Source organism: Psychrobacillus lasiicapitis (assembly GCF_006861795.1).
GTDB classification, from domain to species: domain Bacteria; phylum Bacillota; class Bacilli; order Bacillales_A; family Planococcaceae; genus Psychrobacillus; species Psychrobacillus lasiicapitis.
Genome location: NZ_VDGH01000022.1, coordinates 1 through 15,626 on the forward strand (window position 1 = coordinate 1; position 15,626 = coordinate 15,626).

At 37.2% G+C, this 15,626-nt stretch carries 15 protein-coding genes, 1 tRNA gene, 1 rRNA gene, 1 other RNA gene and 1 other annotated feature; of the genes, 3 read left to right on the forward strand and 15 right to left on the reverse strand.

Features of this window, described 5'->3' with window-relative positions:
• The 5 genes from FG382_RS22265 to ffs form a co-directional block, all read right to left on the reverse strand.
• The coding region (locus FG382_RS22265; protein ID WP_142541039.1) for a DUF2508 family protein at positions 1 to 176 on the reverse strand (176 nt) is incomplete at its 3' end.
• Positions 177 to 194: 18 nt separating this feature from the next.
• A complete protein-coding gene (recR, locus tag FG382_RS22270) occupies positions 195 to 791 on the reverse strand; it encodes a recombination mediator RecR (protein WP_142541040.1) in 597 nt (198 codons plus the stop codon).
• An 11-nt stretch (positions 792 to 802) separates the two neighbouring features.
• A complete protein-coding gene (locus tag FG382_RS22275) occupies positions 803 to 1,123 on the reverse strand; it encodes a YbaB/EbfC family nucleoid-associated protein (RefSeq protein ID WP_142541041.1) in 321 nt (106 codons plus the stop codon).
• Between the two features lie 14 nt (positions 1,124 to 1,137).
• Positions 1,138 to 2,886, reverse strand: a complete 1,749-nt coding sequence (dnaX, locus tag FG382_RS22280; protein WP_142541042.1) for a DNA polymerase III subunit gamma/tau — start codon at positions 2,884 to 2,886, stop codon at positions 1,138 to 1,140.
• Between the two features lie 147 nt (positions 2,887 to 3,033).
• Positions 3,034 to 3,301: signal recognition particle sRNA large type (gene ffs, locus FG382_RS22285), an RNA gene on the reverse strand.
• 168 nt (positions 3,302 to 3,469) lie between these two features.
• Here ffs and FG382_RS22290 point away from each other — a divergent pair.
• Positions 3,470 to 3,562: transfer RNA gene (locus FG382_RS22290), tRNA-Ser, on the forward strand.
• Positions 3,563 to 3,699: 137 nt separating this feature from the next.
• On the opposite strand, the gene FG382_RS22295 is transcribed toward FG382_RS22290, so the two are convergent.
• From FG382_RS22295 to FG382_RS22305, 3 genes are all read right to left on the reverse strand, one after another.
• A complete protein-coding gene (locus FG382_RS22295) occupies positions 3,700 to 4,368 on the reverse strand; it encodes a deoxynucleoside kinase (protein ID WP_142541043.1) in 669 nt (222 codons plus the stop codon).
• Positions 4,369 to 4,370: 2 nt separating this feature from the next.
• A complete protein-coding gene (locus FG382_RS22300) occupies positions 4,371 to 5,003 on the reverse strand; it encodes a deoxynucleoside kinase (protein ID WP_142541044.1) in 633 nt (210 codons plus the stop codon).
• Positions 5,004 to 5,109: 106 nt separating this feature from the next.
• Positions 5,110 to 6,246, reverse strand: a complete 1,137-nt coding sequence (locus FG382_RS22305) for a glycosyl hydrolase family 18 protein (protein WP_142541045.1) — start codon at positions 6,244 to 6,246, stop codon at positions 5,110 to 5,112.
• A gap of 70 nt (positions 6,247 to 6,316) precedes the next feature.
• Here FG382_RS22305 and tadA point away from each other — a divergent pair, with 70 nt between their 5' ends.
• Positions 6,317 to 6,793, forward strand: a complete 477-nt coding sequence (gene tadA, locus FG382_RS22310; protein WP_142541046.1) for a tRNA adenosine(34) deaminase TadA — start codon at positions 6,317 to 6,319, stop codon at positions 6,791 to 6,793.
• A gap of 19 nt (positions 6,794 to 6,812) precedes the next feature.
• Here the strand turns inward: tadA and serS are convergent, their stop codons facing one another.
• From serS to pdxS, 3 genes are all read right to left on the reverse strand, one after another.
• A complete protein-coding gene (gene serS / locus FG382_RS22315; RefSeq protein ID WP_142541047.1) occupies positions 6,813 to 8,087 on the reverse strand; it encodes a serine--tRNA ligase in 1,275 nt (424 codons plus the stop codon).
• A 54-nt stretch (positions 8,088 to 8,141) separates the two neighbouring features.
• Positions 8,142 to 8,356: a binding site (T-box leader), on the reverse strand.
• Between the two features lie 23 nt (positions 8,357 to 8,379).
• Entirely contained in the window at positions 8,380 to 8,973 is a 594-nt protein-coding gene (pdxT, locus tag FG382_RS22320) for a pyridoxal 5'-phosphate synthase glutaminase subunit PdxT (protein WP_142541048.1), read from the reverse strand.
• Positions 8,974 to 8,975: 2 nt separating this feature from the next.
• Positions 8,976 to 9,860, reverse strand: coding sequence for a pyridoxal 5'-phosphate synthase lyase subunit PdxS (gene pdxS, locus FG382_RS22325; protein WP_211356442.1), 885 nt, complete (start codon positions 9,858 to 9,860; stop codon positions 8,976 to 8,978).
• Positions 9,861 to 9,967: 107 nt separating this feature from the next.
• Here pdxS and pdxR point away from each other — a divergent pair, with 107 nt between their 5' ends.
• Positions 9,968 to 11,383 carry a MocR-like pyridoxine biosynthesis transcription factor PdxR gene (gene pdxR / locus FG382_RS22330; RefSeq protein WP_142541050.1) on the forward strand — a complete coding sequence of 472 codons (1,416 nt, stop codon included), beginning with the start codon at positions 9,968 to 9,970 and terminating at the stop codon, positions 11,381 to 11,383.
• 483 nt (positions 11,384 to 11,866) lie between these two features.
• Here pdxR and FG382_RS22335 read toward each other — a convergent pair whose 3' ends face one another.
• The 4 genes from FG382_RS22335 to rrf all read right to left on the reverse strand — a co-directional run.
• Positions 11,867 to 13,201, reverse strand: a complete 1,335-nt coding sequence (locus FG382_RS22335) for a serine hydrolase (RefSeq protein WP_142541051.1) — start codon at positions 13,199 to 13,201, stop codon at positions 11,867 to 11,869.
• A 142-nt stretch (positions 13,202 to 13,343) separates the two neighbouring features.
• Positions 13,344 to 14,810 carry an IMP dehydrogenase gene (guaB, locus tag FG382_RS22340; protein WP_142541052.1) on the reverse strand — a complete coding sequence of 489 codons (1,467 nt, stop codon included), beginning with the start codon at positions 14,808 to 14,810 and terminating at the stop codon, positions 13,344 to 13,346.
• 102 nt (positions 14,811 to 14,912) lie between these two features.
• Complete coding sequence (locus FG382_RS22345; protein WP_142541053.1) at positions 14,913 to 15,389, reverse strand: glutathione peroxidase; 477 nt, start codon at positions 15,387 to 15,389, stop codon at positions 14,913 to 14,915.
• A 131-nt stretch (positions 15,390 to 15,520) separates the two neighbouring features.
• Positions 15,521 to 15,626: ribosomal RNA gene (gene rrf, locus FG382_RS22350) — 5S ribosomal RNA — on the reverse strand; the annotation flags it as partial.

Consider the following 15,626-nt stretch of genomic DNA (forward strand, 5'->3'; position numbering starts at 1 on the left):
TATAGATAGAAGTGAATACTCTCTGCAATTTTTCTTTTTGCCATTGCCTCTAAATTATAGTCATTCAAGAAATCCTCTATCCGTTGAGCCTGTTGCCAATCTTCTTTTGTTTCTTGCATTAACTTTACAAATTGTTGGTCGAATTCTTTTTTTAATTTTGCTCGTTGAAAAAACATAATAGTATAGCATCCCCCTTACAACTCACGGCGACCTTCTAATGCTTTGGATAAAGTTACTTCATCCGCATATTCTAAATCTCCACCTACAGGTAAACCGTGTGCAATTCTCGTTGTCTTAATACCAGAAGGTTTCACGAGACGAGAGATATACATTGCTGTTGCTTCTCCTTCTATTGTAGGGTTAGTTGCCAAAATCAATTCTTCCACTTGTGTGTCCTGCAATCTCTTTAAAAGAGAGGGTACATTAATATCTTCCGGACCAATTCCATCCATTGGTGAGATAGCTCCATGAAGCACATGATATAGACCGTTATAGTCTCTCATTTTCTCCATAGCTATGACGTCCTTTGTATCTTGAACAACACAAATCGTCGACAAGTCGCGTAGTTGATCTTGACAGATATGACAAGGATCGATATCCGTTATATGGCCACACACAGAGCAATAAGTTAAGTTTCGTTTAGCATCAACTAATGCTTTTGCGAAATCTAAAACAGTGTCTTCTTTCATTGTTAATACAAAAAATGCCAGACGGGCCGCTGTTTTCGGCCCGATTCCTGGCAATTTCATAAAACTATCTATCAGTTTCGATATTGGTTCAGGATAATGCATCTTTTTTCCTCCTAGAACATACCAGGAAGGTTCAATCCTTTCGTGAATTGACCCATTGTGGCATTTGCTGTTTCATCTGCTTTTTTCATCGCTTCGTTTGTTGCAATAACGATTAAGTCTTGAAGCATTTCAATATCTTCTGGATCTACAACAGTTGGATCTAATTCTACTTCTAGTACTTCTTTATGGCCAGATACAACGACTTTCACCATTCCACCGCCAGCTAAAGCTTCAAAGCGTTGAGTTCCTAGTTCCTCTTGTGCCTCTGCCATCTTCTTTTGCATTTTTTGCATTTGTTTCATCATACCTTGCATATTTCCCATTCCACGCATTATTAATTTCCTCCTTAGTCGTCATGTACTTCTACAAATTCTTTTCCAAATAACTTTTCTGCTTCTACAATTAAAGGGTCTTCTGAAATTTCTTCCATTCCTTGTAGGAGCTCCATTGCTTCTGTCGGCTCGGTAGAACTATCTTCTATATCTCCTGCATTCCCTTTTTTAAGACCGTTTTGTTTTATAAAGTCTTCTCTAATTTTCAACCAATTTTCCTCTGGTACATATACAACTTCATACATTGTACCAGTTAGGTTTGCAATTAACTGCGGAAATGAAGAAGAAAAGGTTTTATTCTCCATGGCCATTTGACAGTGAATATCATATTTAAATTTTAACACAAATGCACTAGAAGATGCTGCTACTGGTTCAGCATCATTTAATAACGCAGCATGTGACTTTTGAAGTTGTTGCAAAATAGCAGCCCATTGAGCTTTAATCGTTTGTATATCGCTTTTTGTTGCTGTTTTTAATATTTCTTGTATACGACCACTCGAAACTTTCACACCACTATTCGACTTTTGTCTTTGTCTTTTTGGTTGTTCTTGTGCTGCCGCATTTGCTTGTGGTATTATCCCTTGGCTAATTTGTTGTTGTAGTTGATGAAGCTGGCTTTCCAATGCTTTTACTTTCAGCTCAAGTTCTGAATTACTTTCAGTAGTTACTATGTTGCCTCTTGGAACTTGCGCTAGTCTTATAATTGCTGTTTCTAAATATACTTTGGCGTGATTAGAAAAACGCATTTCCTGTTGAGTATTCGTTAATATAGAAATACTTTTATATAAAGTATCTTCCGCGAATTTAGAGGCTAACTCTTTAAACATAGTATCTCCAGTTGCAATTTCCAACAGCTCTGTTTGTTCTGGTGCAACAAGTAATACAAGTAAATCACGATAAAAAGTGATAAAATCTTCTGTTAAACGAACCGGGTCTTTTCCATCTTCTATTAACTGCTCTACACAGCTAAGAGCCTCCGCTACGTCCTTCTCAATTAATGCATTTGCTAATTGGAAAAAAACGTCCTGTCCAATAGAACCAGTTACTAATAGCGCATCTTCTAGCGTCATTTTTTCTCCACTAAACGACACTACTTGATCGAGCATACTTAGTGCATCGCGCATTCCACCAGCTGCTGCTTGTGCAATCACCTTTAACACATGTTCATCGTATTCAATATTAGCATCCGTTAATACTTCTTTCATTCGTGAAACAATATCAGATGAAGTAATTCGTTTAAAATCGAACCGCTGGCATCTTGATATAATCGTCAATGGAATCTTATGAGGTTCGGTCGTCGCTAAGATAAATACTGCATGTGCTGGTGGTTCTTCTAATGTTTTTAACAAAGCATTAAATGCACTTGTAGAAAGCATATGCACTTCGTCAATAATATACACTTTGAAACGCGCATTGGAAGGGGCGAAACGAACTTTTTCAATAATTTCTCGCATTTCTTCTACTCGAGAGTTAGATGCTGCATCAAACTCGATTACATCTGTATTAGAACCTTCCGTAATGCTTTTACAAGTTTCACAAGTATTACAAGGTTCTTTTGTTGGTCCATTTTCACAATTTAATGCTTTAGCAAATATTTTCGCCGCACTTGTTTTTCCTGTACCGCGCGGACCTGAGAATAAATACGCATGAGTCGTTTTATTGTAAAGGAGGGCATTTTGAAGAGTTTGCTTAATATGTGATTGACCGGACATTTCTGCAAATGACTGTGGCCTGTAAGCGCGGTAAAAAGCTTGATACGACAACAAATTTCCCTCGCTTTCTTTAAATAGTCCATAATGACTTTATTATATCATAAAGCGACTACGACTTCTTCCATTAATAGATGGCTTTTTTCTATAAAAAAACTCATTCGTCTAGTAGACGAATGAGTTGATAGTTTTATAATTATGCCGTGCACCTTCCTTCGCTTGAAACACATAAGCGGCACCCTTGTCGTTAACTCGGCTTAGGCTACCCCGCGGCACATGAGAAAACACCACTTAATGCTGCTTCCTTCCGGACCTGACATGGTTCATGGGCACCCATTGCGCAGGACCCAAACGTCAACATCACGTGCAAATACCAGACCCTACATGTATTCAACCTCAGAGAAGGAGTTCAGTCTCGCTAGAGCGGATTGCGAGTTACAAGACACCGCTACCTTCCCACCTAGCACGGCATTAACTAGTATACTTTTTTTAGAAAGAAAAATCAATGAAAACGATTTTTTATTTGTAATTCTTACTATAAATTACTCCTCGAATAACTAATTATATTTTTTAAAAAAAATATAATTAAATATGTTGACTTTGTTTTTCAAACATGATAAATTTGTTCTTGTACTTCGGAGGAATACCCAAGTCTGGCTGAAGGGATCGGTCTTGAAAACCGACAGGCGGGTCATACCGCGCGGGGGTTCGAATCCCTCTTCCTCCTCCATTTTAAATACACACACGCATAAATTTGAGATTGAATTCGTTGCAATGGTAACGAATTTTTCTTTCTAGTTATTGTTCAGAATATTAAATATTTGTCTATATAGTAAAACCTCCCACCTTTTGGCGGGAGGTTTTGTATTATCTACGCAATGTTGCGGTTTGTTCCATAAAGTGACCAATTCTTTCAATAATCATTTCTACATTCTCTGGATTTTTTACAATATCATAGTCGTTTATATTTAAACGAAGCACTGGACAACCATTAAAAGAGTCGATCCATTTTTCATAACGTCCGTGCATTTCTTCCCAATAAGCAATAGGTGTTTGCTGCTCCATTGGACGACCTCGATCATGAATGCGATCAATAATATTATCTAAAGTTCCTTCTAAGTAGATCAATAAATCAGGATGTGGGAAATAAGGTGTCATGACCATTGCTTCAAACAAGCTCGTATATGTCTCGTGGTCTACCGGATCCATCGTTCCTTTTTCTTTATGCATTTGAGCAAATATACCGGTGTCCTCGTAAATGGAACGATCTTGGATAAATCCTCCGCCATATTCAAACATTCTTTTCTGTTCTTTAAAGCGCTCTGCTAAAAAGTAAATTTGTAAATGAAAACTCCACTTCGAAAAATCTTCATAGAAGCGATCTAAATAAGGGTTCGCATCTACTTTCTCAAATGAGGTTTTAAAATGAAGTGCATCCGCAAGTGCTTTCGTCATTGTAGATTTCCCTACACCAACTGTTCCTGCAATTGTAATAACTGCATTAGAGGGGATGCCGTACTTCTCTCTTAAATTCATACTTATAAACTCCTTCTATGCAATGTTGCATCTACTTGATCTAATATTGTTTGCAAGTCTTGTCCGTTTTGAACAAAATCTATTTTGTCTCCGTCTAGTCTTAGAACCGGAATATGGGGATGTTTTTTTTCAAAGTGATCGATAAACATACGATAATCCGATGAAAGTTGCTGTAAATAATCGGAGCTTATCTTTTTTTCAAAATCTCTTCCACGCATATTAATACGATGAAGAAGAACATCTAAACTGGCATCAAGATAGATAACCATGTTAGGGACAGGCATATCTTTCGTTAAAATTTGATAAATAGATTCATACTTGTCATATTCTACTTCATTTAGCGAGCGTTTAGCGAAAATTAGATTTTTAAAAATATGGTAATCTGCTATAACTCCTTCATCTTTCGATAAATACTTTTTCTCTATGTCACTTAATTGTTTATAACGATTACATAAAAAAAACATTTCCGTTTGGAAACTCCACTCAGCAATATCGTCATAAAATTTATTTAAAAAAGGATTTTCATCCACAATTTCTTTTAGCAATTCAAATTGATACGTTTGTGCAATGATATTTGCTAACGAGGTCTTCCCAACACCTATGGGACCTTCTACCGTAATAAATGGAATAGACATAATTTTACCCTCACTCTAATATTTCAAATCGTGCCCTTTATTTTAACATAGCTAGAAAATAAAAAATAGAATATAGTTGCCTTTCCAAAAGAAAGACAACCATACTCTACTTTTTATTCATCCGAAACATTTCCTGTAGCAAATACCAGTTTTGCGGAAAGTCAAAACCACTATGCCAATAGGCTATACCTAATAATTTTAACTCTTTCAACAGTTTAAACTTTGCTTCAATGGATCTTGCATCCTCAAACCAAACTTCATGCTCTTTTCCGTCCAACCAATAATGAAAATAAGGTGCTTGGGCAACTTTATCATACTCAATAGCAGCATTTCGGTTTTTAGCTAATTGAATTGCTTGTTGGGGACTTAACGCTTTAGCAATTGGATTGCCCTGTTTATATGGCAATGTCCAGTCATATCCATACAAGTTTTGACCCATCATGATTTTGCTAGGCTCAATTTCAGTTACTGCATATTCTAATACTTTTCGAACTGGACCGATTGGAGATACAGCCATAGGTGGTCCTCCACTATAACCCCACTCATATGTCATAATGACAACAAAATCAACTACTTCTCCAATTGCTTTATAATCAAATCCGCCGTACCATTTACCATTTTGTTCGGCACTTGTTTTCGGAGCAAGTGATGCAGAAATGGCATATCCTTTGGCAAAATCCTTAAATTCTTTCAAGAAATTCACATAATTTTCTCTGTCCTCTTTGTCTATATATTCAAAGTCAATATGAATATGTTTTGTCCCTCTTTTTTTCGCTTCCGCAACAGTTTGTGTAAATACATTATTCTTTACGGTCTCATTTGTAAAAATAGTATGTGCTAATGTATCACTAAAGGCATAGTTTTCAATATTAACGAGCACGATAACTGTTTCTACTCGATGTGTGTTCGCAACTTCAGATAAACTTCCCCAATCCATAGAAGTTAAAGAGCCATCCCTCTTCACTTCATAAGCAAATGGCATCATATACGTTAATTGGTCTGCATTTTTCTCTACTTGGTTAATGACATTTTGAGATGGTGCTTCTGTATACCACTCTACGTATAAATTCGTTTCAATCATAGGTCGATCTGGATTAGGGGTCGATGGTAAAACAAGTGCCTGACCAACGACTAATACATCAGGGTCCGGGAGTTCATTTATAGAGGCAAGGGTTGCAGAATTTGTACCAAAACGCTTCGCGATTGCATATAAACTATCTCCTTGTTTCACTATATAAATCAATCGATCACTCCTTCAACATACAATATGCAGAACGTAAATGAAACATGCTACACTATGCATGAGGGGTTGATTGAAATTGGATGAACATTATATGAGCTTAGCAATTGAGGAAGCAAAAAAAGCAGCTGCTATTGGAGAAGTACCAATTGGGGCTATTGTGGTATACAAGGGCGAAGTAATTGCAAAAGCCTATAATTTAAGAGAAACTACACAAAATGCAACAACCCATGCTGAATTATTAGCAATTCAAGAAGCATGTGCGAAAATTGGAAGCTGGCGATTAGAGGAAACAACTTTATATGTAACACTCGAGCCTTGTCCTATGTGTGCAGGAGCAATTTTACAGTCTCGTATTCCACACATTGTATATGGAGCTAGAGATGCAAAAGCAGGTTGTGTAGATTCGTTATATCACCTTTTAAATGACAATAGATTTAATCATGTATGTGAAGTGACAGAAGGTGTTTTATCGGAGGAATGTGGAAGCCTACTTACTCAATTTTTTCGAAATCTTAGAGCACAAAAAAAGAACCAGAAACGATTATAGTCTCTGGTTCTTTTCTTTGTTACTTAATAACCGTTTTGCCACCCATATATGGTACTAAAACTTCTGGTACAACCACTGTTCCGTCTGGTTGTTGATAGTTCTCCAAAATGGCAGCAACTGTACGTCCTAGTGCAAGTCCACTTCCATTCAATGTGTGCACGTATTCTGGTTTAGCGCCAGTTTCTCTTCTAAAGCGGATACCAGCACGACGAGCTTGGAAATCTTCGAAGTTACTGCAAGAAGAAATTTCTTTGTACTCTCCGTAACTTGGTAACCACACTTCTAAATCATATTTTTTGGCAGCGGTAAATCCTAAATCCGCTGTACACATATGAAGCACACGGTATGGTAAACCTAATAACTGCAATACTTTTTCTGCATGTCCCGTAAGTAACTCCAACTGCTCATAAGATTCTTCCGGCTTAACAAAACGTACTAATTCCACTTTGTTAAATTGGTGTTGACGTATTAAACCTCTTGTATCACGTCCAGCAGATCCCGCTTCTGAACGGAAACAAGCACTAAAAGCAGTAAATGCTTGAGGTAATGCTGCTCCATCTAGAATCTCATCACGATAAAAATTCGTTACTGGAACTTCTGCGGTTGGGATTAGGAAATAATCCTCTTCGTTTATTAAAAATGCATCTTCTTCAAACTTTGGAAGCTGACCAGTACCAGTTAAACTCGTGCGATTCGCTAAATAAGGAGGAAGCATTTCTTCATAGCCGTGCTCTTCAGCATGTAAATCCATCATGAAGTTTATCAAAGCACGCTCTAGTCTTGCTCCCAAGCCACGATAAAATGCAAAACGACTTCCCGTTACCTTAGCCGCACGTTCAAAATCAACTATTTTTAAATCAGTGGCAATATCCCAATGTGCTTTCGTTTCAAAATCAAATGAAGACACTTCTCCCCAGGTACGAATTTCTACATTATCATCTTCTGAATCGCCAATTGGAACACTGTCATGTGGAATATTTGGAATGCGCATCATCATATGATCAAACTTTTCTTCCACTGCACGTAGTTCTTCATCCAATGCTTTGATTTCATCGCCTACTTCACGCATGCGAGCAATAATATCATCTGCATTTTCTTTATTACGTTTCATTTCTGAAATTTTTTGAGAGAATTCATTTCGTTCTGCTTTTAGCACTTCTGTTTTAGCAATCAATTCTCTGCGCTTTTGATCTAATGGTTGAAATTGGTCAAATTCAGAGATTTCTTCTCCACGTTTCGCTAACTTTGCTTTTACTGCTTCGTAATTTTCTCGTACAAATTTCACATCTAACATGAAAATTCCTCCTAATTTTTCGTTAAAAACGACAAAAAAGCCCTCATCCCATATAAAAGGGACGAGAGCATACCCGCGTTGCCACCCTGATTGACTTGACCTATGTCAAATCCGCTTGTAAAATAACGGCTTTTCAACCGGACACGACTTACTAACCATTCAGTCGCTCAACTCAAAGGATGGATTCACAAGTGTTTTTGCCAGCTTGCACCAACCGCTGACTCTCTAAAAAAAACGTGCTTGTTACTACTTCCTATCATCGTTTTTTAATCATGAAATTACTATCACTTTACTATACAGCAGCTTTTTTGGCAAGCGATTCCTTTACCATTTCAGTAAAATATGCAGTAATACGGTGATCTACCGTTAACTCTGGATGAAAAGAGCATCCTAGTAAATGTCCTTGTCTAACCATAACTATTTTGTTTTCATGCGTCGCAAGTATTTCTACATCTGACTCTACTTCTACAATATGAGGGGCTCTTATAAAAACAGCAGGAAAATCAGTTGCGATGTCTTTCACTTCAAGGTTTGTTTCAAAACTATCTACTTGGCGCCCAAAAGAATTACGCTCTACTGTAGCATTTAACACACCGATATGTGCAAAATCGTACCCAACTATTTTTTGGGCAAGTAATATTAGACCTGCACAAGTACCAAACATAGGCTTTCCTGCTGAAGCAAATTCTTTAAGAGGTGTAAGCATATCATATCGATCCATTAACTTACGAATTGTTGTACTTTCTCCACCTGGTAGGATTAAACCATCTACAAGCGTCAAATCGTCTCTACTTTTAACGATTATTGCCTCTCCTCCACAAACTTCAATAGATCGAATATGTTCACTTACCGCACCTTGAAGAGCTAAAACTCCTATTTTAACCATCATTACCACCCTCTATCTTGCATACGATCTTCCAATGCTAAACGAGAAATTTCAATTCCCTTCATTGGAATTCCTAAGTCCTTAGAAATCTCTACGAGCAAATTATAATCTTGATAATGTGTCGTAGCTTCTACAATAGCACGTGCAAATTTCTCCGGGTTTTCTGATTTGAAAATACCTGATCCAACAAATACACCATCTGCTCCAAGCTCCATCATTAGAGCAGCATCTGCTGGTGTTGCAACACCGCCTGCTGCAAAGTTTACAACTGGTAATTTACCATTATGTTTAATTTGTAATAATACCTCATATGGTGCTCCTAAAATTTTTGCTTCTGTCATTAGTTCATCTTCATTCATGTGAACAATTTTACGAACATGTGCATTCACTTTACGTAAATGACGAACGGCTTCTACGATATTTCCTGTTCCAGGTTCTCCTTTCGTACGAAGCATGGAAGCTCCTTCCCCAATACGACGTGCTGCTTCTCCTAAATCCTTACACCCACATACGAATGGGACTGTAAATTCACTTTTACGTAAGTGATACTCTTCATCTGCAGGTGTTAATACTTCGGATTCATCAATATAATCGACACCCATTGCTTCTAAAATACGCGCTTCCGTAATATGCCCAATACGTGCTTTTGCCATTACTGGAATGCTTACTGCACCCATTACCTCTTCCATAATGCGTGGATCTGCCATACGAGCAACGCCGCCTGCTGCACGAATATCTGAAGGTACACGTTCTAATGCCATAACGGCCACAGCACCTGCTGCTTCTGCTATTTTCGCTTGCTCTGCATTGATAACGTCCATAATAACGCCACCTTTTTGCATTTCTGCCATTCCACGTTTTACTCTATCTGTACCTGTTTGATTGATTGTCATATTTTTTCCCTCCAAATTGTTATAATCTTTAGTATAATAAAATATGACCATATGAAAAGTATCAGAATGTATAAAAATGAAGTGGTCAGATAGGTGATAAAATGGACTTTCTTATGTTTCAGCTCGAAGCAGATTCAATAATTCCTCTATATGAACAACTTTATACAGAAATAAAACAAGCAATTATTAATGGAACAATTGAAGAGGGTGTTAAAATTCCTTCGAAAAGAAAACTAGCAGAGTATTTATCGGTGAGCCAAACGACCGTTGAATTTGCATATAGTCAATTAGTTGCGGAAGGGTTTATCTCCTCCGAACCAAGAAGAGGTTTTTACGTACAAAACTTAGCAGAATTAGCGTTAATCGAACAGCGTACTTCTATCATTGTCCAAGATGAAGGTTCTAAAGCTAGTTATTCGATTGATTTTTCACCTGGGAAAATTGACACGGAATCTTTTCCCTTTAGCATTTGGAGAAAATGTTCCAAAGAAGTTATAAGCGAGTCTAACAAAGACTTACTTCTACTTGGTCATCCACAAGGAGATTATACGCTAAGGCAGCAAATCTGTACTTATTTGTATCAATCTAGGGGAGTTAGATGCACTCCTGAGCAAATAATTTTAGGATCGGGAACTGAACAACTCATGCCATTAATCATCCGTTTACTAGGTGAGAAAGCCGTTTTCGGAATTGAAAATCCTGGTTATCCGCTGACCCATCACTTACTTTTAGATGACCAAGAAAAAACTGTACCAATATCGGTAGATGCAGATGGAGTTATCGTTTCACAATTAGAGCATTCTAATGCGACCGTTATGTATGTAACACCTTCTCATCAATTTCCTACAGGAGCCGTTCTTTCCGCAACGCGCAGAACCCAATTGCTTTCCTGGGCTTACCAAGCAGAGAACCGTTATATTATAGAAGATGACTACGATAGTGAGTTTAGATATACAGGTAGACCAATACCTTCTTTACAAGGAATTGATCAAAACGAACGTGTCATTTATTTAAGCACATTTTCAAAATCATTAATGCCTTCTCTTCGAATAGCTTACGCAGTATTACCGAAACAGCTTATTGTAAAGTACAAACAAAAATATTCGTATTACGCTGCCACTGTACCCCGAATGGATCAGCAAATACTATCCAAGTTCATGGAGTCAGGATATTTTGCAAAACATCTAAATAAAATGAGGAAAATTTATAAACGAAAGTTAGAAATAATAACGAAAACAATCGCAGCATATGACCCTCTCGTTACAATTTCTGGTGAACAAGCAGGTATGCATCTTTTATTGACCTTCGAAACTGTAAAACCGGAAAGTGAACTTATTGCATATGCAAAACAAGCAGGTATACGCGTATATGGCATACAAGAATACTTGTCTACTTCAGACAATTTATTTAATAAGCCAAAAATTGTATTAGGATTTGGTGGAATCGAAGTTGAAAAAATTGAAACTTCCATTGAACAACTTATGGAAGCCCTAAAAATAAAAAAGTTATCATTATAAAAGATAGTTCGCACGGTATAGGGAAACTGTGAAGTAAGGCTTTAATAGGTGTCCACCATGATTTTCGCTACAGTCGTACGCTTTCCGCCAGGTGAGCGATGAGCCATGTGGAACAAAGGCTAAGAACGCCACAGCGTATGGTAACGCCTTTGAAACCAACATCCTGTTGGCCTCGCCGCCTGAAGCGAAAATCAATGTTAAATTCTTTTTTATTTATGATCGACTTGCTAACATCAAAAACATCAAAAGTTTTTTGACTGAGTTAATCCAATAAATGGCTAAGGGCAACCAAATTCCTCTTGAGAGCAACCAATTTTCATAAAACAAGTTTACTTGGTGTGAGACACCGACGACTAATGCGCAGTATCCCTAAAAAATGATATACTAGTTGCTCTTTAGAGAAGCAAAATGATAAGTCAGAATCGATTAATAAAAAAGCACTGTAACCCGATGATTGAGTTTACAGTGCTTTTTTATTTTTGCTTAAAATAACCCGCCAATAAAATCAGTTGTGCTATCCCACAAATTAGCGAAGAATTTTCCAATGCCTTGGAACATTAAACTAATCCAGCTAGCTCTTTCTACTGCTTCAGTAGTCACAACGTCCACTTCTGGTGCTTGATCGAGAATATAACCGTAGTCTGTTCCTTCAGTTTTTTCTAAATGTACTTTTCCTACTACCTTACCTTTTTTAATATCAGCTTCCAATTTATCCGCTTCTGGTGTAAATACAGGCTTGTACAACTCTTTTTCATTTGTCTTAATGACCATTGAGATTGGTTCTTTAACAGCAATGGCTACATTATCCTCTTTTCCCTTTTCTACAGACAATGTTTTATGTTTAGGAATTTTATATTCTGCTGGAATAATTTCTTCTTTTGAGAATTGAGCAAATCCATAGTCAAATAATGCTTTTGTAGCATCAAAACGTGCTTTATAAGAACCAACACCGTTTGCGTCTACTGCTTTCATAACAACGGCAATTACTCGCATTCCATTTCTTGTAGCTGTTCCCGTGAAGGAATGTCCTGCAAATTCTGTCGTACCAGTTTTTAAACCATCGACACCTTCGTATTCGTAAACTAAACCAGGTAACATCCAATTCCAGTTACTCATTTCTATTGCATCAGAAGTCCCTGCACGGAATGTTTTTTTAGGTATTTTGGTTGTTTCTAATACTTCTGGGTAGTCCTTCATTAACAAGTATGCCAATTTTGCTACCGATTTTGCTGGCATTATATTTTCATCATTCGCTCCCGTACTAGCTGGGTGCATGCCTTGTAGATCTGCATTATTTAAGCCAGTGGAATTGACAAATTTATAACCCACTAAGCCCATTTCTTTCGCTTTTTCATTCATTAATTTTACGAAATTTTCTTCTGTTCCAGCAATTGTTTCAGCAATTGCTATGGTTGCAGCATTGGCCGAATAGATAGCCATTGCTTCATACAATTCTCGAATCGAATAAGTACCATCTTGTCGAAGAGGAACATTACTTAAACTACGATTTTGAGAAACTTTATATGTATAATCTGTTACAGAGTATTGTTGATCCCATGTAATTTTTCCCGATTCAATCGCTTCGAACAGTAAATACTCTGTCATCATTTTCGTCATACTAGCTATACCTAATGATGCATCTGCATTTTTTTCATACAAAATTTTACCTGTTTCTGCGTCAACTAAAATTGCAGCATCGACATTTAAATTTAAATTATCCTCTGCTTTTGTAGCAGTCGGTATTCCACATATAACTGAAACAAGAAGCATCGGAAGTACTAGCCACTTAATCACTGATGTCATCCAAACTTTCTTCACTACTGTACCTCCACTATTAGTTTTTCTCCATGCTCATTTTAACATACTTTGTCCTATATGCGCTTATGTAATTAAAAAAGCACCCATTCGACCTAGATTATGACGTCGGATGAGTGCAAAAGTTTCGATTTATACATAAATCTTAAGAAATAGAATAGTTTGGAGCTTCTTTCGTAATTTGCACATCGTGTGGGTGACTTTCGCGAAGTCCCGCACCAGTCATACGTATGAATTGTGCATTTTCACGTAATTCTTCTAAATTCGCTGTTCCACAGTATCCCATGCCAGCGCGAACACCGCCTAGTAATTGGTGAATCGTATCTGAAAGCGGTCCTTTATATGGAAGACGTCCTTCAATACCTTCTGGAACAAGTTTTTTCGCCTCTTCTTGGAAGTAACGATCTTTTGATCCTTTTTCCATAGCAGCAATGGATCCCATTCCACGATATACCTTAAAACGTCTACCTTGGAAGATTTCCGTTTCTCCTGGACTTTCCGTTGTACCAGCAAGTAAGCTTCCTAGCATAACAACATGTCCACCAGCTGCAAGAGCTTTTACGATATCTCCAGAGTATTTAATACCTCCGTCTGCAATAATCGTTTTACCTGCTTTACGAGCTTCGGTTGCACAATCATAAACCGCAGTAATTTGAGGAACACCAACCCCTGCAACAACTCGTGTTGTACAAATTGAACCTGGTCCGATTCCTACTTTAACTACGTCTGCACCTGCTTCGAACAATGCACGAGTTGCTTCACCAGTTGCTACATTTCCAGCAACGATATCTAAATCCGGATAAGCTTCACGAATACTTCTTACGGTATCCATTACTCCTTGAGAATGACCATGTGCAGTATCGATAACAATGACATCTACTTGTGCTTCTACAAGTTTTTCTACACGAAGCATTGTATCTTTCGTTACACCAACTGCTGCACCTACTAGTAAACGACCAAGATGATCTTTTGCTGCATTAGGGAATTCAATCACTTTTTCAATATCCTTAATCGTGATTAACCCTTTTAACATACCATTTTCATCAACAATCGGTAATTTTTCAATTTTATATTGCTGTAAAATTTTCTCTGCATCTTCAAGTGTAGTACCAACTGGCGCTGTCACTAACTGTTCCTTCGTCATTACCTCATCGATTTTTAAAGAATAATCTTGGATAAAGCGTAAATCACGATTTGTAATAATGCCAACCAATGTTAAATCTTCTTCATTATTAACAATTGGAACACCAGAAATTCTATATTTCCCCATTAGGTGTTCTGCATCATAAACTTGATGAGATGGCGTTAAGAAGAAAGGATCTGTAATAACTCCATTTTCGGAACGTTTAACTGTTTCAACTTGCTCTGCCTGTTCTTCAATGCTCATATTCTTATGAATAATCCCTAATCCACCTTGGCGAGCCATTGCAATTGCCATTTTAGCCTCTGTTACAGTATCCATACCTGCACTTATTACCGGAATATTTAACTTAATTTTTGAAGTGAGTTGAACGGATAAATTGATATCTTTTGGTAATACCTCTGATTGAGCTGGAACTAACAAAACATCGTCAAATGTTAAACCTTCTTTTTGAAATTTAGACTCCCACATTTCTAATTTCCTCCTTCTATAACTGAATATTATTACAAGGTTATCAGCGTGCACGTCTAGTGTCAAGAACCCCTGAATTAAACATTAATTCGGATTTTTCTATTAAGTCATTTTTAAAATATCTCTTTCCATTTTTAGAGGAGGCGTTTGTGGAGCATATCTCCCTACTACGTTTCCTTCTTTGTCGATTAAAAATTTTGTGAAGTTCCATTTTATCCCATCTGACAGAAATCCTTTTTGTTGTGTTATAAGATATTGAAATAACGGATGAATATCATTTCCTTTAACGTCTATTTTTGCAAACATAGGAAAAGTAACCCCATGGTTAAGTTGACAATACTCCAGTGTTTTATCCATATCCTCAAATTCCTGATTATTAAATTGGCTACAAGGAAATCCTAGTATTTCTAGACCTTGATCATGATACTTTTCATACAACGTCTGAAGTTCAGTGAACTGTGGTGTGAATCCACAATGACTGGCGGTATTTACGATTATTAATGGTTTACCTTTGTATTTACTTAAAGGTACATCTTCCCCTTTTATATTCTTCGCCGTAAATTCATATACTGATGTCATTTTTTACACTCCCTCATTAGTCTTATCTATACAATATTTCTTTATGCATACTTGTACAAGACATTTGAATATAAAACTAGCTAAAATAAAAAAAGTCGTTACCGATTAACTCGGTAACGACTTTTATATTTGCCCAGCGACGTCCTACTCTCACAGGGGGAAACCCCCAACTACCATCGGCGCAAAAGAGCTTAACTTCCGTGTTCGGTATGGGAACGGGTGTGACCTCTTTGCCAT